Below are 24573 nucleotides of genomic sequence, written 5' to 3' on the forward strand. Positions count from 1 at the left end.
GTCATCGGGCGTCCCCGTTCCCGGCGACAACACCCCCCGGATCATCGACGACAGGGCAGGAAAGTCATACCGGAACCGGCGACCCGACCCCGACCATCGGGGCCTACCAAACATGGTAATGGGGGGCTATTTAAACCTGCACAGGCTCATCAGAACCATTCGGAAGCACTCCCATCAACTGTGTGAATTCTTCGGTCGGCTCGGATTCGAATGGGTCGAGAAGCACGGCTTCGCGGCGTTCGGGAGCCGCCACGGTTAAGTGGGTCCAGTCTGCGGAGAACTGGGCTCCGGCGGCAAGCGCTGCCCTGATGAATTGACCACGCAGGGCTGCACGAGTGTCGGTAGGCGGATTGTGCACGGCGATTGCCACGTCATTGCTCGTCAAGAGTTCGCGCAGCTGGTTGCGAGAGGTCAGTGAACCATACAGGCGGCCATTGGCGATGTCGTGGTAATCGAGCTCAAGCTGTTCCAACTGGGCGAAGGTGACATCCGGTCGACGGTTCCTGAGTGCGTCGAATAGACGCTTCTTGGCAGCCCAGTCCACACGGTCGGCGAGCGCATCGTATTCACCGTGGTCCAGTGCGTCCAGAGCACGGTGCCACTCCCCCATGACGGTCTTGATTCCCGTCACCGGCAGCGAGCCGACCAAGGCATCATCATGATTCGTGATAAAGGCTTCGACCGCTGCATAATACCGGCGCTGCAAATCCAATGCAGTCACAGATTCGCCCGATTCAAGCGCCAGCTCGGCATGTGAGTTGTCCGGGAACCGGCTGACGGCACGGTTGGCAGCCGCAGGGTCAGCAAAGGCATAGTCCTCGAATCCAGAAGGAACTTCATTGCGGAAGGCATCTTCAATCACGCACAGCACGAGGTGCGTCACGGCAAGCTTCATCCATGTGGCCCATTGCGAACGGTTCGAGTCGCCGATGATCACATGCAGCCGACGGAAGGAGTCGGGGTCGGCGTGCGGTTCGTCGCGCGTGTTGACCATCGGACGGGAACGCGTGGTGGCCGAGGAGACGGCTTCGTCCAGGAAGTCCGCACGTTGGGTGATCTGGAAGCCGTCCGGAGTCATGCGGCCGGCGCCGGTGAACAGTTGACGGGTGATGAGGAACGGCAGCAGCTGGTGCTCGATGGTCTCCAACGGCACAAAACGGCGGACCAGATAGTTCTCGTGGCAACCGAAAGCGTGACCGGCGGAGTCAACGTTGTTCTTGAACACGTGAATCATGGCGCGCTCGCCGTGAGTCTCACGCAGTTTGCGCTGCGCCTTCAAAGCCAGATTGCGCATGACCTGTTCGCCGGCGAGATCCTGAGCCAGAGCCTCGCGCGGATCTCGTGCCTCGGCGGTGGCGTATTCGGGGTGGGATCCGACATCCAGATACAGGCGTGAACCATTATCCAGATAGGTGTTGGTGGAACGTGAGCGGGACACGACCGGCTGGAACATGGTCATGGCCACCTGGCCGGCGTCCACCGGCTTGCTGGCACCGGTCACGGACACTCCGTATTCGGTTTCCACGCCGAAAATACGGCAGAACCCGTCCATCTCAGCGGATGGCACGGGTTCCGAAGCATGCAGGGAGCGGGTGCCGCTGTCACGCAGCTGAGGCATCACTCGCCACCTTTTTGCACGAAGCTGTTGACGTATTCCTCGGCATTGGTTTCCAAAGTGGATTCGATGTCGTTGAGAATGTCGTCGAGTACGTCGGACTGGTCCTCAGCTTGGATGTCTGGCTGCACGGAAGCGAGCGTCTCATCTTCCTGAGCCGCCGACTGCTGGGCTTGCGACTGTTCAAATTGTTGTGGCATGTTGCCTTCTTTTGTGAATTGATTCGATTTGAGGGCTCCCCTCAGTCTCGCTTCGCGAGCCAGCTCCCCTCAGAGAGGGGAGCCAAGGATCCCAAGACAGATCAAGTATTTATCGCTGGTTGATGGAATCGGGCCAGGGGTATCGCTGCAGGTATTGCCGCAGTTCGCGAATGATCAGGCCGTTGGAGGCCACTACGTCATTGTCGTGACGCCAGTGGATGCGTTCGCCGTCCCATCGGCTCAGCGTACCCTGGGCCTCCCACACCACCACGGTTCCTGCGGCGATGGCCGCGATGTCCCACACGTGCAGCATGGGTTCAAAGTAGGCATCATACGTACCGTCCGCAACCTTGCACAAGTCAAGCGAGGCGGGACCGACACGCTTGATATCGGCCGGCTGTCCCGCAAGAGCTGATGCGACATCAAGGGCACGCTGAGATTCGCTGGGGATGAAGGACATGCCATAGCTCAGCACGGAACCGTCCAGCGAGGAGGTCATCGAGGGAACGACTTTGTCGCGCTTTTCACCGACAGCAGTCTTATGAATACGCACGGCTCCCGCTCCCCTGGCGGCCAAATAGGTCAAGCCCAAGGCCGGCGCATGCACCACACCGATAATGGGCTTGGGCTCATTATCCGGTCCGAACTCAAAGAGAGCCGCTGTCAGGGTCCATTCGCTCATGCGGCGCACATAGTTGATGACACCGTCGATTTTGCCGATGTACCAATAGCGCTGACCAGGGCGGCTTTCGGCGGGGCGTGTGGTCCAGAACCCGTCGAAATGGGCGATGTCGGCAAGTCTGGAACTCATGAAACGCAGAATCTTGCTGTCGGTCTCCAGCCTATAGCGAGGGCCGTGTTCGCCATCGTCCGTACTGGGCAGGGCGAGATTGCGTGGGTTGAGCTGATCGTGAAGGGCGTGCTGGCCGGCTTCCTCAAGCAATCCGGCGACCTTGAGCGCCAGGTTGCGCAGGTCCTGTGGGGTCTCTTCGCGTGTTTCTTCCATAGTCATCAAGTTTACCGTTCGCCATTGATGGCCAATGCCTTCAGTAGATCGATGGCGTGTTCGGCTGCGTTGAGCTTTGCTTCGCAACGTGCTTTGCCATAGGCGAGCGGATCGGAGATGTCCAAGGAGAACAAGTGATGATCGGGCGCGGCCATATGCCCCGCATTGCCGTAGAACTCGGTCGCCTCTCCGGCATCGACTGCGTTAGGGTCTCGTGCGGTCAGGCGAGACCAACTGACGGCTGCCACTTCGACGCCAAAGCGCTCCACCAATTTGGCCCTCAGCCATGCGCGGGTATTTTCAGGAGGCTCTGTGGTGGCACGTGCGAGGTCGGCTGCGGCGTTTACCCGCTCGGTACGCGGTTCAAGCTTGGCAAACACGCTATCCCGAGAATCGAGGGCGGCCCACTTCAAATCGATGACCTTCAGACGAGAATCGTCCCAACCGTTGGCGGCATCGGGGGTTGCCGCTCCGGTGATCTTTCGGCGCAACTTTTCCAACAGTTGCCATTTGAGCAGCCATTCAACACGACTGGCCTCGCCGGTCATGGTAAGACGCTGATCGGCGTCGGCATGACGGATGGCGACGCAATCGGCAAGCGCCTGCCCCCACATCGCCATGACGGAAGTGGTGGACTTGTCCGGCCATGCGGGTTCCCCGGAGGTGTCCGTGCCGTCAATCAGCGCAGCGACCTGGTAAACGGCTTGCCTCAGCTTGAGCTGAATCAGCCAGGCGGTGGTCTCACCGCCATTGGCCAGCGGCAGTGCAGCGTCTAACGTGAGGTCATGTGAGACGATGTGCACGGCTTCCACCGGATCGGCCAGCTCAAGTTCGTCAAGAAAAGCGTTGAGATCAAAGCCGGCCTCATCAGCATGCTCGAGCAGCCACAGCAGCATGCTCGTAGTGCCAAGCTTCAACACTTGCGGCACATCCATGCGGTTGGCATCGCCAACGATGACATGCAGGCGGCGATACTCGTCGGTGGCGTGCGATTCGTCGCGCGTGTTGATAATCGGCCGTTCAAAAGTGGTCTGCAATCCGACCTTGGCGTGGATATAGTCGGCACGCTGGCTCAGTTGATAACCGGGCATCTCACTGCGCTCGCCGATTCCCACGCGACCGGAGCCGGCGTATATCTGGCGCGTGACGAAGTGCAGAGTCATCAGGCGAGTGACCTGATCGAAGGGAACCGCACGGGCCATCATATAGTTCTCGTGCGTGCCCCAGCAGGAACCTTTGCCGTCCACGTTGTTGCGATGTAGTTCGATAGGCGTGCCGGTCTGGCTGCTGGCCCGCTCGGTGGCGGCTTGCATGATGAGGTCGCCAGCATGATCGTAGAGGACGGCCTCGAATGGGTCAGTCGTTTCCGGTGCGGAATATTCGGGGTGCGCATGGTCGACGTAGACACGGCCGCCGTTGGGGGCGATCACGTTGGTGATATTCAGTTGCGGTGCATCGGTGAGCATGTCAGGGCGTGCCGCAGCGCGTTCAAGGCGGGTGCCACGCGCATCGTTGACCGGATCTTCCTGCCGGTAATCCCAACGGATGTTCTTGCTATGGCTGCCTGCCGCACCGTTGACCACATCGAAAGACAGTTGCACCGGGTTATAACGACCGGCTCCGCTCAGCGACACCGCATATTCGGTTTCGGTGCCCATCACACGCTTCACACTCATGGATTCCATAATAGACGTGGCTCCCGGCCTTGCCTGAGCAAAGACGGGAGCCACGAGGTTAGGAATGGGTCATATACGACTGATTATGCGCGTGCCTTTTCGCACGCTGCGTCACTTGGCGGTGGTGTACAGTCCGTTGTCGAACTGGAAGCCGGTGCATTCCTCGTATTCGGAGACCATCTGGTTCCAAGAGGATTCGATGTTGTCGGTCAGGCCGAACAGACCGGAGCGGCCGATGACGTAAACATCCGGGTTCGCATCGGAAATCATCTTCCAGTGCGCCTTGTTGGTGGAGCCGTCCATCTCGATCTCGTAGTTGTAGCCCATCTCCTCGCGCAGAGCACGCAGTTCGACGATCTTGTCAAGCGTCGACTCGAGGAAGCGCTGGCCAGCGAAACCGGGGTCGATGGTCATGATCGTGATCTTGTCGAGCAGATCGATGTACGGCTTGATGACATCGATTGAGGTCTCCGGGTTGAGCACAGCGCCAGCCTTAAGACCGGCAGCGTGGATCTTGTCGATTATAGAGAAAGCCACACCGTTGGCCACCTCGGAGGGGAAGCAGATGTAGTCGCACTTGACCTCGATGAGACGCTCGACCCAGAAGGGGGCGTCCATCACCATCATGTGGGCGCTCATCGGCACATCGGAGATCTTGCGTACCTGTTCCACGAACCAGGGAGAGAGGGTGATGTTCGGCACGAAGTGACCGTCCATCACATCGATGTGGAAGGAGTTGACCTTGTCATTGAGGAAAGTAATCTGCTCCTTGAACTGATCGAGATCCATGGTCATCAGGGACGGTGAGAGCTGAATCTTGCGAGTCATTACTGCGCTTCTTTCTTGAGTAATACGGGATATTTCCAGGTTTTTGGGCATAAGAAACCGCGCGCCGGTGCCACAGACCTTGTGATTCCGGTTGGCCGGCGCGCGGCCTTACTCTGTTGTGATGATTGCGGTCAGTTACTGACCGATGTAACGGTGTCCGCTATCTCGCGGTGCCAATCACATGACCTTGATGTCGTCGAGGTCGAGCTCCTCTTCCTCGGCGGAGGAGGACTGCACGGCATCGAGCTGATCGGCGGGGATGTCCTTCTTGATCAGTGCGTAGACCACGCCGGTGACGACCACGTTGGCGGCGATGGCCAGCAGGCCGACCCACCAGTTGGAGCCCATGGTCGGCAGCATGAGGAAGCCACCGAACGGAACCGTTGCACCTTCGCCGTTGGCAAGGGACATCAGGATTGCACCTTCAACGCAGCCGCCGAGGCCAGCAGCCACGATGCCACGCACCAGGTCGTTCATCACAATCGGGATGGTGCCTTCGACGATGTTGACCACGCCCATCGGCACGGAGGACTTCAGGGTCTCGACCTCTTCGCGGGTGTAGATGTTCTTGCGCAGCAGCTTGGCGACAAGGAATGCGAAGCCGAAGCCGATCGGGGTGGCGGTGTTGGTCAGCTGCAGAGCGGTGACGGCGCCGTTGAGGCCTTCAGCCTGCAGGGTCAGGGCGAATGCGAACGCGGTCTTGTTGATCGGGCCGCCGAAATCGACGATGGACAGGGTACCGATCACAGCACCGAAGATGAGGTTGGAGGCACCGGACATGGACTGCAGCAGGTTGGTCAGCCAGCTGGTGAACCAGGAGACCGGGGTGCCGATGATGTAGACCATGATCAGACCGGAGCTCAGTGATGCTAGGAACGGCACGATCAGAGTAGGCATCAGGCCCTTGGCCCAGCTCGGAACCTTCACGAACTTGATGACGGCCACGGCGATCCAGCCGGCGACATAACCACCGATGATGCCGCCGATGAAACCGGCGGAGATGGAGTTGGCCGCGAGACCCACCACAAAGCCCGGTGCAATACCCGGCTTACCGGCGATGGAGAAGGCGATGCCGGTGGCGATGATGACCGGCAGCATGCCCAGGGCCTTGCCACCGAGGGTGGCGAGCGCTTCCAGGAAGTTGAACTTGCCCATCACAAGCGAGTCCTGGCTGGTACCGCCGAAGGCCATACCGATGGCAATGACGAAACCGGCACCGCACACGATTGGAATCATGTACGAGATTGCGGTAAGCAGGTGCCCCTTAAAATTGGCAGCCTTCCAGAAATTCTTCATTGAAATTCCTCCTTGTTTTCTTATCTCTATTGCTATAAGCGCGGAAAGCGATTACTTTTCGGCGATTTCGTGAAGCTTGGCGATGAGCTTGTTCGGAGCCTTGATCGCGGTCTCGGTGGAGACCTTGACGACCTTCTTGCCGGCAAAGCGCTCTTCGTTGGCGATCTTGATATCGATGGCGAGAATCACAATGTCCGCGTCGGCGATGTCCTGGGCGGTCAGCTCGTTCTCGACGCCGATGGTGCCCTGGGTCTCGATCTTGACCTCATCGCCCGCGGCCTTGGCGGCATCTTCGAGCTTCTGCTGGGCCATGTAGGTGTGCGCAATGCCAACGGTGCAGGCGCTCACTCCGACGATCTTCATGATGTACTCCTTTGTTGTGTTTATTGGTTGCTATTGGTTCGGGAAACGGTTCAGTCTTGGAACGCGGCGATGACCTCGTCGGCATCCTTGGCTTTAAGCAGCGCGTCAACGACTTGCTGCTGGGCCATCTTGCGGGCGAACATCGAGAGCAGCTTCAGATGATCGTTCGCGCCATCGCCGGAGGCACCGACGGTGAACATGACCACCAGCTTGGCGCCGGTGTCATCCAAGGATTCCCACTCGATCTCATGATCGAGAATCGCGATGGCGACGCCGTTGCGGGTCACAGTCTCGCTACGGCCGTGAGGGATGGCAATGTGATTGCCGATGCCGGTGGCGCCTTCCTCTTCGCGCTTGTGCAGTGCATCGAGGAAGTCATCGACGGAGGAAACGTATCCTTGTTCAAACAAGCGCTCGGCGAGCGTGCGGAACACATCTTCCTTGGTCTTGACCTTGACGTCAGTGAGAATCGTGTTGCGATCGAGAACGTCGTTGAGGGTAAGGGTTGCGGTGTCTGCCACTGTGGTTCCTTTCTCCTAGTTGTTGAAAAAAATCGTTTGGTTCCTATTGGAAAATCTGGGTTACTGACTCTTGGCTGCCGGTACTGAACACGTTCAGCACCGCATCGTCGGCCAGTGAGGTGAAGAAGCGTTTTACGGCTTCCCCATCGTCCGCGCTCGGCTGTTCGGGCACCGCGGTGAACACGAACCGATCCACTGCCGCGCCTTCACTCCAATCGAGAAGCGGTTCGGCGAGTTTGACGTAGACGAACGCGCCTTCAGTAACCGCCGGGCATGTGGCGTGCGGAATCGCTGTGTTGGTGGCAATAAGCGTATTGCCCAAATCTTCGCGGGCCACAAGGGCTTCGACCAGCGCGTCTTGCTCGCCGAATGGCACCACGCCTTGCCAGGCAAGAGACTCAGCCACGCTGGAGATAAGCGTGTGCTTGTCGTTGGCGGCCAATGCCGGCTCCCATACCATGAGTCGTTTCATCGTCCCATCGCCTCCCTGCGGATGCGGTTGGCTTCCTGTTCGAGACGGTCCTGATCCTCGGTGGTGAGCATCGCGGACACCACCAACGTGGGCGCTGCGACGTCATCCGGCAGGCGGACGGTGGAAACAACCAGATCGATATCCGAGTATTTGGCGAGCGTTTGCGCCAGATTGCGCGACGACACCGTTTCCACAATGTTGAACCCGGAAAAGCGCTTGGCGATCTTGGCCTGCAATAGCTGCGCGGTGCCCAGGCCCGTTGTGCATACCAGTAGCAGGTTGAGCGGCATCGGAGCACGCTCCACGGCCTGCGCGAAATGCACGGTGATGAAACCAAGCTCCTCATCGTCGATGCGGGCAAGCCCATGGCGGCACTCCAGCTCGCGGCAGGCATCGCTCACCTTGCTGAACAGGTACGGGTATTCAAGCTTGATTTGCTCGAGCAGATTGTTGGCCACACGAATGTTGTTGCGCAAGCGGTTCATCAGCGGCTTCATATGCAGCGACAGGTGAGCGAACAGCGCCTGCTTGTCGATGGTGCGGAAGGCCGGGTCTTCGGCGACATGATCGATGAGTTCATAAGTCAACTCGCGCACGTCATCGGGGATCTCGTGCGGGTCGAGCTGAGCGAAGTCGATGCGCGAGGAAGTGAGGTACTGGTACAGGTAGTAGACCTCGATACGCGGCAGTGCGGTGCCGAGGTAGGCGTCGAAGTTGCCGATGACCTTCTCGCAGACCTGCGTGATCTCCTGATGGTGCTCCATCAGCGCTTCGTCAGCGTTGCCCTGCTCGCCTTCGTCGATCAATGCCCCGACGCCGCGGAAGCGTTCGATGAGAATGTACAGGTGGGTGAACAGGTTCACGCTGTACGGGTAAGGAACCTGTGCGTGGGTGAGGTCCTCGATGAGGTCAAGCTGGTGAGAGACGAATGCCACGTCACGCTGCTGCACCGTATGGTCAGCGTGCATGAACTGACCGTTGGCGATGTCATCATCGGTGACCAGCAGGCTGGCCATCGCACGACGGATGTCGGTTTCGGTACCGGACACCCAAATGACATCGGCGCTGCGGGCAAGATCCAAATCGAACTTGGCAAGCATGCTACGCAAGGTGCGCACATCCACCGCGATAGCGGATTCGCTGATGTAGAACTTGCCCCACAGATCATTGATGCGGTACTGCTGCGGAGCGGTGATGAGCAGACGCTTGATGATCTCGTCGCGGCGTTCCACCGAGCTCAGCACACCGGGCTTGCCGGCTTCCGCGTTGAGGTCTCGCTGGGCGAAGTAATTGGAGGAGTTGAGGCGATAGCCGCGACCGCGCTGCGATTCGATGATCATGCCATTCGTGGACTGTTCGTTGACATGCTTGACGATACGTGACACGGTTTTGGTCGACACGCCAAGTACCGCGGACAGCTCCGTTCCGGGAACGAAATCACGGCGGTTCAACAGGTAGTTGAGCAGTGATTTATTGTAGCCAGTCGCCATTGCCTTGCCTCCTTGACATATTCCAATGTAAGGGGAACACGGAGGCGGACTGCCGTTCTACGGACAAACTGTTGTCCGTTGTCTACGGACACTGCCTCCTGTCCGTAGACAACGGACATCAGACCATCAGCCGCTCCGAGTAGCGCTGCCGCACGAACCTAATATGAGAGTTGAGGGCGGTTTTCCGCCTTTGCACCTGATGCCTGTTCAATAGGTCTCATGAATCTCATGAAAGGAAACGCGATGAAGGGTTGGCCTGGAGAATCGGAGCTGAATATACCGTTCAATGAAGTGATCGCCTATGACGCCGCTGCGGCTCATGCCAGGCAGCCGATCGCCAACGTCATCTTTGATTTCGGCAATGTACTGGTCGATTGGGAACCGCAGGCACTGTTCATGCCGCGCTACAGCGAGAAGCGTATCGAGGATTTTCTCGACAATGACATATCCGGCTTTTACGACGCCTGCGACAGGATGGATGCGGGAGCCAGCCCGGCCGAGGGCATTGCGTGGATACGTGAGACTCATGGTGAACGCTGGGCTGAGATGCTTGCCTACTATTTCGATAATTTCTTGGACTCACTTACCGGCACCATTCCCGGCATGCGCGTACTGGTGCATGACATCAAGACCGCCGGCCTTGGTGTATGGGGATTGTCGAATTGGCAACGGGAGACCATTGGCGAGGCCGAGAACGCCTATGAGATTCTGCGCATGCTGAATGGACGCGTCATTTCCAGTGAGGTCCATATGCGCAAGCCCGATACGGCCATCTATATGAAAGCATTGGAGTCCTTTGGCATTGATGCCGAGACAACCGTGTTTGTTGACGACAGGGCGTCCAATGTGATCGGCGCGAACCGTGCGGGGATTCGCTGCATCCGTTTCCGCGACGAGCGCGGACTGCGAGAGACGCTTATCGATGCCGGAGTGCCGATTCCGGCGGTCGCCGAATAGGTATGTGATCGTTCCGTTGTGCGGCTGACTTATGGCTATAACTCAGCCGCACAGCTGATTCAACGCCCTACTGCACGGATTGCAGTGACTCGTCCAGCGTCGAAACCATTGACACGCGCCCATTGCACCGGATCGGCGTCAAGCAGCGAATCGCGAGTCTCAGCAAACTCATCTTCGACCGCACGGCCAAGCAACGTGGCATCAAGAGCCACATCCTTGCCTGATGCAATCGATGCTTTAACCGCGTGGGTCTTCGCACGGTCAACGATATTCTTGAGGCTCGCGCCGGAAACCACGTCGGCCAGGAACAGCGCATTCCACGTGCCGCGCTCGTCACGCACGTCAGCGAGATGCCGGCGCTCGGAACGTGTATAGATATCTCGCACAAGTACGCGGGAGAGCGCATCGGCATCCAGACCCTGTTCAAGCGGCAGGTCGTCAGTCAGGTAATGACGCACGATGGAGGCGGCGGCCTCGCCGGAAGGCCGGTCTATACGAATCTTCACGTCAAGACGGCCCGGGCGCAGCACGGCGGGATCGATCATGTCCACGCGATTGGATGCGCCAATCACCATCACATTATCGAGCGATTCCACGCCGTCGAGTTCGGAAAGGAACTGTGGCACGATGGTGGTTTCCACGTCGGAGGATACACCGGAGCCGCGGGTTCTTAGCAGCGAGTCCATCTCGTCGATGAATACGACCACCAGCTTGCCTTCGGCGGCGCGTTCGCGGGCGCGTTGGAAAATCAGACGAATCAGACGCTCGGATTCACCGACGTACTTGTTGAGCAGTTCAGGCCCTTTGACGGACAGAAATACGCCTTTGACCTGCTGCTCTCTGCCGTTGATAGAGCCATCACCATCCATGTCATAGCCGCCTTCGCACAAGGCATTGGCCACGGCTTTGGCAATCATCGTTTTGCCATTGCCGGGAGGCCCGTAGAGCAATACGCCCTTCGGCGGCTTCAAATCATAGCGTTCAAACAGCGCGCGATGCTGGAACGGCAGCTGCACGGCATCCCTGATGCGGCCGATCTCGCTGTCCAAACCGCCGATGTCGGCAAAGGTGACGTCTGGCGTCTCTTCCAACACCAGATCCCGGTCACTCTCATTGGGCAGCAGTTCGATGGCGAGCCGCACGGACGGATCGACGATAATGCGATCGCCTTGGCTGATGGCGGTCAAACTGAGCGCACTGGAACGGCGCACCAGCACGGGATTGCCGGAAGCATCGGCAACAATCAGACGCCCATCATCGAGTATTTGCTTGACTACTCGAATCTGGCCCACGGTATCGGCATCGCGCTGTTCGACCAGCACGAGCTTCTCGTTGAGCACAACAGTGGAACCAGCGGCGAGACGAGACGCGTTGACGTTCGCGGCCACGGGCACAATCATGCGTCGAGTACCGGAAATCACCTCGGCACTGGCATGCTGTACGCCGTCCTCATCGGTGTGGGTCGAATCGATTTTGACCATCGTGGCGAAGGTGAGCGGCGGCTGTGCGAGTTGCGCCAGCTGCGATTTGGCTTTGGTGAGCTCTTTGCCGGCACGGTTCAGAGCTTCGGCGAGCGCATGGTTCTTGGCCATAAGCCGGTCGTTCAGCTCGGCAAGATTTTCGGCTTCTCCCATATATGCCTTCACTCCCCTATCGGAACCATCCGAACCCTTATGCGGGCTTGGCGTTATTCGCCATGCTGTGCTTTCCTGTTACGCACCACAGTACGCACTTTTTTCACCGCGAACCATACGATGACCACAACCACGGCCACGATGACCACGTCTTCGAACACACCGAGCGCGCCTTGAATCGAGCACCATTGGTCTCCGAGCAGATAACCTGCGGACACCAAGATGGTGTTCCATACGGCCGATCCGAGCAGGGTCCAGCCGGTGAACTGCAGGAAATTCATGCGGTTGAAGCCGGCGGGAATGGAAATCAGCGAGCGCACCACGGGAATCACTCGGCCGATGAGCACCGACCATGTGCCGTACTTGGTGAACCAGTCGTTGGCCTTGCTCACATCCTTGCGGCTGACGCCTGGAATCTTGTCCGCCGCGCGGTTGATGCGATGCAAGCCCACCCAGCGGGAAATGCCATACAGCGTCCATGCACCCAGCAAAGAGCCAATGGTGGCCCAGATGATCGCGCCGGGCAGACTCAGCGTGCCGCGGGCCGCGGTGAAGCCTGCGAGCGGCAGAATCACTTCGGAAGGGATGGGCGGGAACACCGATTCGAGGGCGATGGCCAGAGCCACGCCGATGCCGCCGATGGTTTCCATCAGGGTGATGAGCCATTCGGTGATGGTGCCGATCAGGCCGCCTTCGGACGTGGTGCAGATGGGTGTGGGGTTAGCCGCGAGTGCAGTGGCAAGCTCCATAGAAAAACTCATAGAGGGCATTGTCTCAAGGTTTTTCGAGAATCGAAAGCATGACGCAAGAAGATGTGCATTTTATTGACAAGTCCGCCGAAAGCGAAGTTGGGGCTTTGGGCGGTTCCGCCGATTCCGTACCGACGCTGGCTGAGCCCGGTCTGCTGGTGATGGATGTGGACTCCACGCTCATTGATGAAGAGGTTATCGATGAGTTGGGCGAGGCCGCCGGATCCGGTGAGGAAATCGCGAAGGTGACCGAACGCGCGATGCGCGGCGAACTGGAGTTCTGCGATGCGCTGCGGGCTCGCGTGGCGCTGCTTAAAGGCTTGCCGGTCTCCGTGTTCGACGCCGTGCATGACAAGCTGCATTTCACCAAAGGCGCGCTGGAGCTGATTGACACGCTGCATGCGCATGGCTGGAAGGTCGGCGTGGTGTCCGGCGGCTTCCATGAGGTGGTCGACAAGCTGGCCGCCGAGGGGCATATCGATTATTGGATTGCGAACCGACTTGAAGTTGCCGATGGGCGCTTGACCGGCAAGGTGTTGGGCGAGATTGTCTGCAAGACCGTGAAACTGCATGCGCTGCGGGAGTGGGCCAAGCAGCTGGATATTCCGATGAGCCAGACCGTGGCCGTGGGTGATGGCGCGAATGATATTCCGATGATTCAGGCCGCCAGTCTGGGTATTGCTTTCTGCGCCAAGCCGAAGACCCAGCTCGCCGCCGATGAGGCTATCAACGACCGCGACCTGATGCACGTACTCGACTATCTGCGCCGGTAGACCGGTAGATAATTACCGGTATTGGCTGAGGCCCTTATAGTTGAGGCATGACTACATCGGACGCACAGCAGCTCACGTTTGACGGGTTGGCCCCACGCAAGCGGCGCAAACGTGCGCCCGCGGAGCACACGCCCGCCGAGCATGATCCCATTGCACAAGTGGTGCTCGATGTGCAGGCGCTGCATCTTGGTCAGACATTCGACTACTTCATCGACGAGAAGGACAGTGATGCCGCGCAACCCGGCGTTCTGGTGCGCGTGCGGTTCGGCGGTCAACGGGTCGGCGGCGTGATTTGGTCGCGGACTTCCACCAGCGATACACCGCGCTCTTCAATTCGCTATATCGAGCGAGTGCTGAGTCCTGACGTGCTAGTCCCCGCTTCGATGCGCGAGGATATCGGGCTCATCGCCAATGCCTATGGTGGTACGCGGGCCAATATCCTGCGCTTTGCCGTGCCGCCGCGCGTGGCCAAGGTGGAGGCCGAGCAGCGGTTGACTGCTTCGTTCCGACGACCGGTCGGTGGCTCGTTGCCGGATAACGTACAAGGAGGGTTTGCCGGCCGCGGCACCCTGCCGGATGGCACCCGCCCATCCGGTTCCTCGTTTGAGGTGGCCGATTCGGTATCAGAGGGCGCCGCACAAGCCTATCGGCGCATTGTCGCCAATTATGGCGAAGCCAATGTGCTGAATGATGCCCTGCACGGGCAACGGTTCCAATCCTTTGTTTTCGACTTGCTATCCGGAGCCCAGGAATGGCAACGGAATATGGCATGGATGGTTGCCACTGCGCTCAGCGCCGGCAAACCGTCCGTGGTGGAACTTCCCACCATGAGGGAAGTCGAGGATTTGCTTCCAATGTTGCGCAACTATGGGCTCAAACCGTTCTCCCCCACACCTTCCGGCAGCTGGATAGGCGATGTCGCAGTGTTGAATGCCCAGATGCCTGCGGCGGACCGATACCGTGCGTATTTGGCCGTGGCATTAGGACAGGTAAAGGTGATTATCGGCACCCGCGCGGTGATGTATGCGCCGGTTGAAGGTCCTGCTCTGTTCGCCATATTGGAAGATGCCGCCTATCAAAACATGGACGGCATGATGCCGTATCCGCAGGCACGCGGCGTGATGCGGCTGCGCGCCAAATCACACGGCGGCGTATTCGTGGCGATGGCCAATGCACGCACAGTGCAGAGTCAGTGGGAGAACACTGGCCCAGGCACGGTGGAGACGCCGGTGAGTGGCTATTCCACGGCAATCCATCCGCTTGCCTCACCGCTGAAAGATGCGACGCCGTGGGTTCGCTGGCTGAATCGCGACGAGCTGGCTCGTTTGGCGGATGCGACCATCGGCGCTCGTGTGCCTCATACGGCTGTGCGTGTGCTCAGCAAAGCGTTGGAAAGCGGCCCCGTGTTGCTCTCGATTCCTCAGGACAGTACCAGTGAAGCATTGAGCTGCGCGAAATGCCACCGTCAGGCACGCTGCGCGAAATGTTCCGGTCCGCTGCAATTGCCGGCAGATAGAAGCGAATCCGCGCCTCGGTGTCAATGGTGCGGCGCTGCGGCCATTCATTGGATATGCCCCGGCTGTGGGCATGAACGCATGCGTGTGGTACGTGTGGGGGCGGCCGGCACGGCTGCTGAATTGGCTGGACTGTTCCGCAGCGTGCCGATGGTGTTGTCCAGCAAGGCTCAGGGATTGGTCCGCGATGTGCCGTGCAAGCCGATGATTGTGATTGCCACGCCGGGTTTCGAGCCGCGTGTGCGCCCGGTGAGCAATGAGCGGGGGGCGGCTGGCCACGAATACCGCGCCGTGGCGATTCTTGATGCTTGGACCAGTCTGTATGCACTGGGTGTAGATGCACGCTTGGATACGTTGACGGCTTGGATGCGGGCGGTTTCGCTGTGCGCGCCTCGCTCTCGAGGTGGGCAGGCGCTGATATTGGGAGAGACCGATCCGGCCATCGCTCAATCGTTGATGATGTGGGATTCGCGAATTTTGGCATCCAAGGATCTGGACGAGCGCATGGAAACCGGTATGCCGCCGACTGTGGCCGCAGCCTGTGTGTGGGGACGACGCGATGCAGTGATGACGCTGATGCAGCGCATTGGCGCGCTCGGAGGAGACTGGGCGGTATGCGGCGAGTTGCCGGGCATGCTGGGACCGGTGCCGATTGCTCAGCCCGATACCGTCGATGCGCGGGAGCTCGAAGCCACGGCCGACCGGGTGAAAGCCGTGGTACGTGTGCCGCAAAGCCAGCGAGCTGAGCTGGCCATCCGTCTTCACCGGGAAACAGCCCGTCACGTGGCTTCCAGGGAGCCGGGCGAACTCCGTTTCCGCATTGACCCCAAGGATTTAATCTAGGTTCTTCCCCACGTCGATGTCTCTCTAGCTCCCCTGCGGAGAGGAGCTGTATGCGACGACAGACTGAGGGAGGTCCAAGAAAGACCCAATCGTCTCCAACACGTGAAACGATGATTACAGAACAACAACCTCAAAACGGAGGAGGAACCATGAAGGGTTGGCCCGGAGAGCCGGATATGGATTACGACGTGCTGGTCGCTGACGGCGAGGCTGCCGCCAACGCTGGCAAACCAATCACCGACGTGATTTTCGACTTCGGTAATGTACTAATCTACTGGGATCCGGCCGCAGTGCTTATCCCCCGTTACAGCCAAAAGACCATCGACGAATTCCTCGATAACGACATCTCGGGCTTCTACGATGTCAACGACCTCATGGACGGCGGCACCAGCACCGAAGAGGCCATCGCTATTATGCGCGAACGTAAGGGCGACAAGTGGGCTGACATCCTCGACTATTACATCAAGAACTTCCGCGATTCCCTGACCGGCATTGTGCCCGGCGCGCGCGTGCTGGTCGACGACCTCAAGGCTGCCGGCATCGGAGTATGGGGACTGAGCAACTGGGAGGCCAGCCTGTTCCATGTGGCCGAGGAACAGTGTGACATCCTGCAGAAGCTGGATGGCAAGCTGGTCTCCGGATTCGTCAAGCTGCGCAAGCCTCACAAGGAAATCTATGATGCGGCGCTGAAGGAGTTCGGCATCAAGGCGGATGGCGCCCTGTTCATCGATGACAAGGCCATGAACATCGTTGGCTCGAACGCTGCAGGCATTCGCGGCGTTCGCTTCCAGGATCCCGTCAAGCTGCGCGAATTGCTCATTGCCAACGGCGTGAACATTCCCGACGTGCAGTAGGACTCTGTTCCGCGGCTTGCTTTTCGGCATTCGCCGGATACAGAGCCCGCACATGTGCGGCCACCGCATTCTCGCTTATACGTTGACAATGACTTTATCCGTGACATGAGCACGGGTTCGTTCCCGTTAAGGAAGAAATATGCTCAAGCTAGTGTTCGCCGGCACACCCGATGTCGCAGTGCCCTCACTTCAGGCGTTCGCCGCCGACTCTCGTTTTGAGGTCGTCGGCGTCATCACCCGTCCGGACGCGCCTACTGGCCGTGGTCGAAAGCTCACGCCGAGCCCGGTCAAAGCCGCAGCCGTGGAGCTTGGTCTGACGGTGATTGACACCAAGCCTCGCTCCCCCGAGTTCATGGAGGCCCTGAAGGGGCTGCATGCGGATATTGCCGCCGTTATCGCTTACGGCAATATTCTTCCCAAGTCAGTGTTGGATGCCGTACCGATGGGCTGGTACAACCTGCACTTCTCCAACCTGCCGAAATGGCGTGGCGCCGCTCCCGCCCAACGTGCAATTTGGAACGGCGATCCGACCACTGGTGCCGACGTGTTCAAGGTTGGCGAAGGCTTGGACGATGGACCGATTATCGCCTCGTTGACCATTGAGCTGACCGGGCGGGAGACCTCTGGCGAGCTGCTTGCTCGTTTGGCCGAAGAAGGCGCTCCCATGTATGTAGATGCCCTGGCTGCCGTGGGCAGCGGCACTGCCGTATTCACGCCGCAACCTGCCGAGGGTTTGGAATACGCGCATAAAATCACCGTGGAAGATGCCCGCATCAACTGGGCTGACCCGGCGGAGGCCATCGACCGCCAGATTCGTGCATGCACGCCACATCCGGGAGCTTGGACCGAACTGTTTGCAGAGGGGTTGATAGCTGACAGCGGCGAGGCCAACGAGGAATCGTCGAATCTTGCGACCACCGCCAAGTCTCTCACATTGCACATTCTTGCCGCGCAACCGGCTGATCAGATGAATCCCAATACTCCAATCGACCTCGATCCCGGCGAACTGAAGGTCGGCAAGAAGAATGTATGGGTCGGTACCGGTACCGGCGCGCTGGAACTCACCCAGGTCAAGGCCCAGGGCAAGAAAGCCATGCGCGCTGCCGACTGGGCCCGAGGCGCACGCCTCTCCCCCGCTGCCTGCGTGAGGTAAAGCGGCTTCGCTCCCGCTGGCGGGAGAGCCGTACAGCAAAACAGCCCAGTGGGCTGTTTGTAGGCGAGTGTGAGCCGTCAGGCGAACCAGAAAAACATGGCCATAGGCCATCCGCGATTGCAGGGCTCGGAGAGCTGTCGAACACAGTGAGACTGAGGGTGGTCGTTAGGGCATCTCGCTAGGAACCATCCTCAGTCTTGCTTCGCAAGCCAGCTCCCACCAGTCAGGAGCAAAGCAAAAGGTCCGACACCTTCTTCGTGAAGGTACCGGACCTTTTCAGCTATGCAATCTGCTATCAGGCGAGACCGGAGAGCTTGTTGATAAGCTCCGGGTCACGGGTTGCCCCCTTGTCGGCCGAGCGGGCGAAAGCAGCGTATGCCTTCAACGCCTGGGAGACATGACGGTCGCGATGAGCCACGTAGCCGTCGCCGGCCTCAAGTTCACGACGACGCTCGTCCAGCTGCTCGTCGGTCAGCTCGACGTTCACGGAACGGGCTTCGATGTCGATGTCGATGATGTCGCCGTTCTTGATGAGCGCCACCGGCCCCTTGTTCGCGGCCTCAGGAGCCATGTGGCCAATGGCCAGACCGGAGGAACCACCGGAGTAGCGGCCGTCGGTGAGCATTGCGACCTGCTTGCCGATGCCCTTGCCCTTGACGAAGGAGGTCGGGTACAGCATTTCCTGCATACCCGGGCCACCCTTCGGACCCTCGTAACGAATGACCAGAGCCATGCCGGGCTTCAGGGTGTCGTTCAGGATGACCTCGATGGCCTGCTCCTGGGAGTCGACCACCAGAGCCGGTCCACGGAACTTCCAGATCTCCGGTGGAACACCGGCGGTCTTGACCACGCAGCCGTCAGGGGCCAGGTTGCCGCGCAGCACGGCGAGGCCGCCCTCGTGGATCTCCGGGTGATCGATGTCGTGGATGGCGCCGTTGACACGGTCGCGGTCGAGCGAGTCGAACAAAGTGGTGTGCGTCCACGGTTCCGGGGAGATGATGTGGCCAGGTGCGGCCTTGTACATCTGCTTGGCTTCCTCTGTGCAGGTGGGGCGCATGATGTCCCAATCAGCCAGCTTGGCTTCCAGCGTCGGGTAGTCGATGGAGTGCACGTTGGTGTGCAGCTTGCCCGCGCGCTCGAGTTCGCCGAGGATGCCGGTGATACCGCCGGCACGGTGCACGTCGGAGATCTCCCACTTGCCGGAGGGGCTGGCCTTGCAGATGCACGGCACGGTGTGCGAGATGCGTTCGATGTCGTCCAAGGTGAAGTCCACATCGGCGGACTGGGCCATGGCGAGAATGTGCAGCACGGTGTTGGTGGAACCACCCATGGCCACATCCATGGTCATGGCGTTCTCAAAAGCTTCCTTGGTGGCGATGGAGCGCGGCAGCACGGAATCGTCGGAATCGTCGTAGTACTGGTGGGCGATCTTGACGACCTGCTGGGCGGCGCGCTTGAACAGATCCTTGCGGTAGGAGTGAGAGGCGAGGATGGTGCCGTTGCCGGGCAGAGCCAAGCCGATGGCCTCGGTCAGGCAGTTCATCGAGTTGGCGGTGAACATGCCAGCGCAGGAGCCACAGGTCGGGCAGACGGTCTTCTCGTAGTTGAGCAGTTCCTCATCGGAGACGGAGTCGTCGGCGGTGGCGTACATCACGTCGATGAGGTCGGTGCTCTTGACGGTGCCGTCGGCGAGCACCGTGGTGCCGGCCTCCATCGGGCCGCCGGAGACGAACACGGTCGGGATGTTGAGGCGCAGGGCGGCCATCAGCATGCCCGGCACGACCTTGTCGCAGTTCGGGATGCAGATCAGGGCGTCGGCACAGTGCGCGTTGCACTGGTATTCGACGGTGTCGGCGATGATATCGCGGGAAGGCAGAGAGTACAGCATGCCGGTGTGGCCCATGGCGATGCCGTCGTCCACAGCCATCGTGTTGAACTCGCGCGGAATGCCGCCGGCTTCCCGGATGGCCTCGGAAACGATGCGTCCGACCTTGTTCAGATGAACGTGGCCAGGCAGGAACTCATCGAAGGAGTTGGCGATGGCGATGATGGGCTTCTTGCCCATGTCGTCTCCGCTGACGCCTGCAGCACGGTAAAGGGCTCGAGCGCCTGCAAAGACGCGCCCTGACATAATTTTTGCAGATCGCATTTCAGTCATGGTTCTATTCAAGCCTTTGCGAGGGACACGCCACTTGTCAAGAGTCGAATAGTGGAATTTTCAAAAACGTAACGTTTCTCACACATAAATTTTCTTGGAAGAAGTCGTCCCAAACCTCTATACTCGCTTCGTTGAGATAGATTTTCCAAGTCTGGAGATATGAATAATGGCTTTTGGCACTGACCCGACCCCTGATGGTCTCGCAAACCCGCCGATCGACGACCTGATGCAGCACGCCGATTCCAAGTACGCTCTGGCCATTTTCGCCGCCAAGCGCGCCCGTCAGATCAACTCCTACTTCACCCAGCTTAACGAGGGCCTGCTGCAGAACGTCGGCCCGCTGGTCGAATACCAGAACAACGAGAAGCCGCTGTCCATCGCGTTCCGCGAGATCGACGAGGGCCTGCTTGAGGAGACCCTGGGCGAGGACGACACCAACGAGGGCAACTGATTTCCCGCTGGCTTGGGCTTGAGTTAGACACTTATCCGATGCTTGCCGCATAGTTGCCGTCGATATGCTTTCGACTGATTTAGGGCGACACACTTGCTCATGTTGCGGCAATCGTCTATAACTCAAGTTCAGGAGCGAACGTGTTGTTAAGGGCTCGCGCCACCGTGTGGTTGGCACGAGCCCTTAACTATGTGTGCTTCATCAATAACTCAATACATAACAATCAACGACGTATCATTGTGCCTCGTTTTCCGCGGGGCGATAAGTCCTGAAGAAAGGGATGATATGACAGAAGAACATCGACTTATTTCCGCCGAATCCGTGACCGAAGGTCACCCCGATAAGGTCTGCGATCAAATCTCCGACGCCATTCTTGATGATCTGCTGGCCCAGGATCCGTCCAGCCATGTGGCCGTGGAGACCTCCGCCGCCACCGGCGTGTTCCTGGTCTTCGGCGAAGTCACGTCTGAGGGATATTGCGACGTGCAGTCCAAGGTGCGCGAGACGCTGCGCAATATCGGCTACACCTCCTCCGAGGTCGGTCTCGATGCCGATTCCTGCGGCGTCGTGGTGGCCATCACCGAGCAGAGCGCCGAAATCAACCAAGGTGTTGCTCGACTGACCGGCGCGCAAGAGACCGCCGCCAGCCGTGAAGAGCGTTACGAGGCACAGGGTGCCGGCGATCAGGGCGTGATGTTCGGCTATGCCACCGACGAGACCCCGACGTTGATGCCGCTGCCGATTTATCTGGCACATCGTCTTGCCTTCCGCCTGACCGAGGTCCGCAAGTCCGGCAAAGTGCCGCACCTGCGCCCGGACGGCAAAACCCAGGTGACCATTGAATACGACGACAACGATCAGCCAGTTCGGCTGGACACCGTGCTGATTTCCACCCAACATGACCCTGAGGTTACACAGGATTGGCTTGCGGTTGAGCTGAAGAAACACGTGATTGACCCGGTGCTTGATGAAGTGCTGGGCTCCAAGGTGCCGCACGACAACTACCGCCAGCTGGTCAACCCGACCGGTTCGTTCATCTTGGGTGGCCCGGCCGCCGACGCCGGCCTGACCGGCCGCAAGATCATCGTGGACACCTACGGTGGCGCTGCTCACCACGGTGGCGGCGCGTTCTCCGGCAAGGACCCGTCCAAGGTCGACCGTTCCGCCGCGTATGCGACTCGTTGGGTTGCCAAGAACATCGTTGCTGCCGGCTTGGCACACAAGGTCGAGATCCAGATCGCCTATGCCATTGGTGTTGCCGACCCGGTGTCCGTCAACGTGGAAACCTTCGGCACCGAGCAGGGTGTGACGCGAGGCCAGATCGCCGCCGCCGTGCGCAAGGTCTTCGATCTGCGCCCCGCTGCGATTATCGACGAGCTGGATCTGAAACGTCCGATTTATCTGAAGACCGCCGCATACGGTCACTTCGGCCGCACGGACGTTGAGTTCCCGTGGGAGAAGACCGACAAGGTCGAGGAGCTCAAGGCCGCGATTGCTGGGGAGTGAGCTGAATTAAGTTCCAATTGAATTCAACGGGTGCCTCCCACTTGTTACGGTGGAAGGCACCCGTTTTTCAAGCACTGCTAACATGCCTCTCTATTCAGAGGCATGTTAGTAGTAAACCCAGTAATATATTCCAGTGCGCAGTAGCATGAAAACATATCTCGCCTAAATGCCAAAGGAGCCTAGCATGGAACGCGTCAGACTTGTCGACTGGCTAAAGAGCGAGCGAGACCAGCATGTTGGCGGAGGCCTGTACTACAACTCACAGATTCTATTTGCCTACAATTCCAACCACATGGAAGGCTCCACTCTTTCACCAGAACAAACCGCGCAGCTGTTCAACACGGGTGCCTTGCTCCCCGACAACATCAACGATGAAATCAGAGCAGACGATGTCGCCGAAACAACGAACCACTTCAATGCGTTCAATTGGGTCTTAGATCATGTAGACGACCCAGTAAACAAAAGCCTTGTATGCAGCCTTCATGGAATTCTCAAACGCGGCACCAGCCAAGAATTCGACGCCAACCGCAACGTCGGCGGATACAAAATAGTGCCCAACGTCATCAGCCAACTTGAGGGAATTCATACGGTACTCCCCGCAGATGTGCCTCTTGCCATGAAACGGGTATTCAGCTTGTACTCACAATTGGAAGATGATCCTTTTGCAATCGCAAAAGCACATTGGATGTTCGAATCCACGCACCCATTCTCCGACGGTAACGGTCGAATTGGGCGACTCGTCATGTTTAAAGAACTCTTGCGCTTAGATTCCGTTCCAGCTCTGGTATTGGACGAACACCACAATCTTTATACTCGCGCACTAAAGAATTTCCCAAGCGAACCCGGATATCTGGTGGACCTGCTTCTTAATGAACGCGATTACTATCAACGAATGATCGAAACATACGCACCGAACCGTATCCGATACTCATACGTTGACCAGTGGAACCAAGCTGGTATCGTTACCCCCATCACAAATCCTTATATCAAGGATAGATGGGACGATACCGACATCAACCAACGTATTAATCCGGCATAGGAACCCACGCTCCCCAGATGGGGAGCGACGCTGGATTTGAGGGCTGCGCGGGGTATGGGGGCTTGATTTCAATCCACGCTCCCCGAATGGGGAGCGACCAGCCCTCGCTGCCGGTCTGAGCCTTGCCGTACAGATTTCAATCCACGCTCCCCGAATGGGGAGCGACTGTCCCTCTCCTTAGTACCAGTTGTGGGCGAGCCAATTTCAATCCACGCTCCCCGGATGGGGATCGACGTCGAAACATGTGTTTTCGCGCAACCTGAGATTTACATTTCAATCCACGCTCCCCGGATGGGGAGCGACGCGCGCGCCCGCCGCAACGGCTACGTCTACTGAGGTATTTCAATCCACGCTCCCCGGATGGGGAGCGACATGGTGACGCCGCGAACGTGACGGTCACGGACGTATTTCAATCCACGCTCCCCGGATGGGGAGCGACCGCCGTATGGACGGCAACCGGTACCCGTTGTCCAAATTTCAATCCACGCTCCCCGGATGGGGAGCGACTCGGGTTTCGGATGTTTTTAGTCAAGTCGGTGTTTCGTGTTTCGTCACTAGTAAAAACCATGTTCGATCGGCGTGTCGATGTGCATTGTTCGACAAAGTCAAGATTGGCGTCTTTCCGGGCATCCTAAATAGCACAGCTGGCATCACGGAGTGCATACGAAAAAAATGGCTCTTCGGGTGTTTGTGTGGGTGTGGGTCCCTGGTCTGGCTTACGGGTTATTGGCGTCCGGGGAGTTGGAGGTTGAGGCCGCCGCATTTGAGCATGACCAGAGCGATGAGGTTGCCGAGGTTCCTGTAGCCGTAGCCCATCTTGATGGTGGTCTTGATCTTGTTGCTGACGGCCTCCAGGCGAGCGTTGGATAGTCCGGACCGGATGGTGCGCAGGATGTCGAAGCGGCGGCGGTCGATCTTCTCGCCGAGCCTCGAGAACTCCTCGATGCCCGAGAGGGACGCGTCTGCAGATCGGGCCCACGCTCTTCCAGTCGACGCGCATCAGCGCCGACACGGCGCTCCTGGGCGCATGCACGCTCAACCATGCGACCTGCCGCTCGAGGTCACGCGTGTACGCGCTCTTGCGTCTCGCCACGGCACCATCGCGACGGTCACCCCGTGTTCCACGCAATCGACCCTCTGGGGCGCGTGCTCCAGCAGGAGCCTGGCGCAGCCGATGTCGAGATGCCGCCAGCGGCGCACACCCAGCCGGTCGTACGGCCGGCCACGCTCCCCACATCTGGCGCACCGGTCCATGTCCCTCGCGTACGGGCGCACCAGGACGATGACGACGTCCCCTCCGCGTGGGTCCTTCTCGACGCGCGGCACGCCGGCCACGACGTTCGCGGGCAGGCCCGGCATGCGCTTGAGCGCGCCGGCTAATATGGTGGGCACAGGCGTTCCTCTGTTCCTCGGTTCTATTTCTTGGCGGAAACAAACCTAACAGGAGAACGCCCCTCCCATACCCGCACACGAAA

19 protein-coding genes, 4 pseudogenes, 1 CRISPR repeat array and 1 riboswitch are annotated in these 24573 nt (G+C 59.0%); of the genes and pseudogenes, 8 read left to right on the forward strand and 15 right to left on the reverse strand.

Translation table 11 applies throughout. The features are described 5' to 3' along the window. Window positions 1-130 precede the first annotated feature (130 nt). From pafA to NBH12_RS02705, 10 genes are all read right to left on the reverse strand, one after another. Window positions 131-1618: a Pup--protein ligase gene (gene pafA, locus NBH12_RS02660; RefSeq protein ID WP_025263124.1), complete on the reverse strand. Its 1488-nt coding sequence runs from the start codon at window positions 1616-1618 to the stop codon at window positions 131-133. Beyond that, window positions 1618-1815 (reverse strand): ubiquitin-like protein Pup, encoded by a 198-nt coding sequence (locus NBH12_RS02665; protein ID WP_003830276.1) that lies wholly within the window; start codon window positions 1813-1815, stop codon window positions 1618-1620. Before NBH12_RS02665 ends, pafA begins: the two co-directional genes overlap by 1 nt. A 109-nt stretch (window positions 1816-1924) precedes the next feature. Then, a complete protein-coding gene (locus NBH12_RS02670; RefSeq protein WP_014483529.1) occupies window positions 1925-2821 on the reverse strand; it encodes an inositol monophosphatase family protein in 897 nt (298 codons plus the stop codon). Window positions 2822-2832: 11 nt separating this feature from the next. Further along, complete coding sequence (gene dop, locus NBH12_RS02675) at window positions 2833-4497, reverse strand: depupylase/deamidase Dop (protein ID WP_025301339.1); 1665 nt, start codon at window positions 4495-4497, stop codon at window positions 2833-2835. Between the two features lie 111 nt (window positions 4498-4608). Next, on the reverse strand, window positions 4609-5325 hold the full coding sequence (alsE, locus tag NBH12_RS02680) for a D-allulose 6-phosphate 3-epimerase (protein WP_015439050.1): 717 nt from the start codon (window positions 5323-5325) through the stop codon (window positions 4609-4611). A gap of 177 nt (window positions 5326-5502) precedes the next feature. Further along, complete coding sequence (locus NBH12_RS02685) at window positions 5503-6621, reverse strand: PTS fructose transporter subunit IIC (RefSeq protein ID WP_015439051.1); 1119 nt, start codon at window positions 6619-6621, stop codon at window positions 5503-5505. A gap of 51 nt (window positions 6622-6672) precedes the next feature. After that, entirely contained in the window at window positions 6673-6984 is a 312-nt protein-coding gene (locus NBH12_RS02690) for a PTS fructose transporter subunit IIB (RefSeq protein WP_003830271.1), read from the reverse strand. A 50-nt stretch (window positions 6985-7034) separates the two neighbouring features. Beyond that, window positions 7035-7505, reverse strand: a complete 471-nt coding sequence (locus NBH12_RS02695; protein WP_250819147.1) for a PTS sugar transporter subunit IIA — start codon at window positions 7503-7505, stop codon at window positions 7035-7037. A gap of 43 nt (window positions 7506-7548) precedes the next feature. Continuing rightward, window positions 7549-7977: a PTS sugar transporter subunit IIA gene (locus tag NBH12_RS02700; protein WP_250819148.1), complete on the reverse strand. Its 429-nt coding sequence runs from the start codon at window positions 7975-7977 to the stop codon at window positions 7549-7551. After that, a complete protein-coding gene (locus tag NBH12_RS02705; protein ID WP_016462462.1) occupies window positions 7974-9467 on the reverse strand; it encodes a BglG family transcription antiterminator in 1494 nt (497 codons plus the stop codon). Before NBH12_RS02705 ends, NBH12_RS02700 begins: the two co-directional genes overlap by 4 nt. 243 nt (window positions 9468-9710) lie before the next feature. Here NBH12_RS02705 and NBH12_RS02710 point away from each other — a divergent pair, with 243 nt between their 5' ends. Next, the gene (locus NBH12_RS02710; protein WP_025332388.1) at window positions 9711-10424 is read left to right on the forward strand and encodes an HAD family hydrolase; all 714 of its coding nucleotides are present in this window, start codon (window positions 9711-9713) and stop codon (window positions 10422-10424) included. A 59-nt stretch (window positions 10425-10483) separates the two neighbouring features. Here NBH12_RS02710 and arc read toward each other — a convergent pair. Continuing rightward, window positions 10484-12043, reverse strand: a pseudogene (gene arc / locus NBH12_RS02715) (proteasome ATPase); the annotation flags it as partial. 68 nt (window positions 12044-12111) lie between these two features. After that, a complete protein-coding gene (locus NBH12_RS02720) occupies window positions 12112-12807 on the reverse strand; it encodes a DedA family protein (protein WP_014483521.1) in 696 nt (231 codons plus the stop codon). A 50-nt stretch (window positions 12808-12857) separates the two neighbouring features. On the opposite strand from NBH12_RS02720, the gene serB reads away from it, so the two are divergent. From serB to fmt, 4 genes are all read left to right on the forward strand, one after another. Next, window positions 12858-13580 carry a phosphoserine phosphatase SerB gene (serB, locus tag NBH12_RS02725; protein WP_052787521.1) on the forward strand — a complete coding sequence of 241 codons (723 nt, stop codon included), beginning with the start codon at window positions 12858-12860 and terminating at the stop codon, window positions 13578-13580. A 47-nt stretch (window positions 13581-13627) separates the two neighbouring features. After that, window positions 13628-15937 (forward strand): primosomal protein N', encoded by a 2310-nt coding sequence (locus NBH12_RS02730; protein WP_003832947.1) that lies wholly within the window; start codon window positions 13628-13630, stop codon window positions 15935-15937. 149 nt (window positions 15938-16086) lie between these two features. Continuing rightward, window positions 16087-16791 (forward strand): HAD family hydrolase, encoded by a 705-nt coding sequence (locus NBH12_RS02735; RefSeq protein WP_003832945.1) that lies wholly within the window; start codon window positions 16087-16089, stop codon window positions 16789-16791. Window positions 16792-16930: 139 nt separating this feature from the next. Beyond that, window positions 16931-17944 (forward strand): methionyl-tRNA formyltransferase, encoded by a 1014-nt coding sequence (fmt, locus tag NBH12_RS02740; RefSeq protein WP_003832943.1) that lies wholly within the window; start codon window positions 16931-16933, stop codon window positions 17942-17944. Between the two features lie 295 nt (window positions 17945-18239). On the opposite strand, the gene ilvD is transcribed toward fmt, so the two are convergent. Beyond that, window positions 18240-20102 (reverse strand): dihydroxy-acid dehydratase, encoded by a 1863-nt coding sequence (gene ilvD, locus NBH12_RS02745; protein ID WP_074525147.1) that lies wholly within the window; start codon window positions 20100-20102, stop codon window positions 18240-18242. 166 nt (window positions 20103-20268) lie between these two features. On the opposite strand from ilvD, the gene rpoZ reads away from it, so the two are divergent. The 3 genes and pseudogenes from rpoZ to NBH12_RS02760 all read left to right on the forward strand — a co-directional run. Beyond that, entirely contained in the window at window positions 20269-20553 is a 285-nt protein-coding gene (gene rpoZ, locus NBH12_RS02750; protein ID WP_003830251.1) for a DNA-directed RNA polymerase subunit omega, read from the forward strand. 230 nt (window positions 20554-20783) lie between these two features. Continuing rightward, window positions 20784-20843: riboswitch (SAM riboswitch) on the forward strand. Further along, entirely contained in the window at window positions 20839-22059 is a 1221-nt protein-coding gene (gene metK / locus NBH12_RS02755; protein ID WP_250819149.1) for a methionine adenosyltransferase, read from the forward strand. Its footprint overlaps the riboswitch before it by 5 nt. Window positions 22060-22351: 292 nt before the next feature. Further along, window positions 22352-22747, forward strand: a pseudogene (locus tag NBH12_RS02760) (Fic family protein); the annotation flags it as partial. Window positions 22748-23094: 347 nt separating this feature from the next. Further along, a CRISPR array of direct repeats spans window positions 23095-23605; the repeat unit is 33 nt; unit sequence ATTTCAATCCACGCTCCCCGGATGGGGAGCGAC. 216 nt (window positions 23606-23821) lie between these two features. Here NBH12_RS02760 and NBH12_RS02765 read toward each other — a convergent pair. Together NBH12_RS02765 and NBH12_RS10915 are read right to left on the reverse strand one after the other, a co-directional pair. Further along, window positions 23822-24052 (reverse strand): annotated as a pseudogene (locus NBH12_RS02765) (transposase); the annotation flags it as partial. A 16-nt stretch (window positions 24053-24068) separates the two neighbouring features. Beyond that, window positions 24069-24335, reverse strand: a pseudogene (locus NBH12_RS10915) (transposase family protein); the annotation flags it as partial. Window positions 24336-24573: the final 238 nt, after the last annotated feature.

It is taken from the genome of Bifidobacterium sp. M3-N-101 (assembly GCF_023656805.1).
Taxonomy (GTDB): domain Bacteria; phylum Actinomycetota; class Actinomycetes; order Actinomycetales; family Bifidobacteriaceae; genus Bifidobacterium; species Bifidobacterium breve.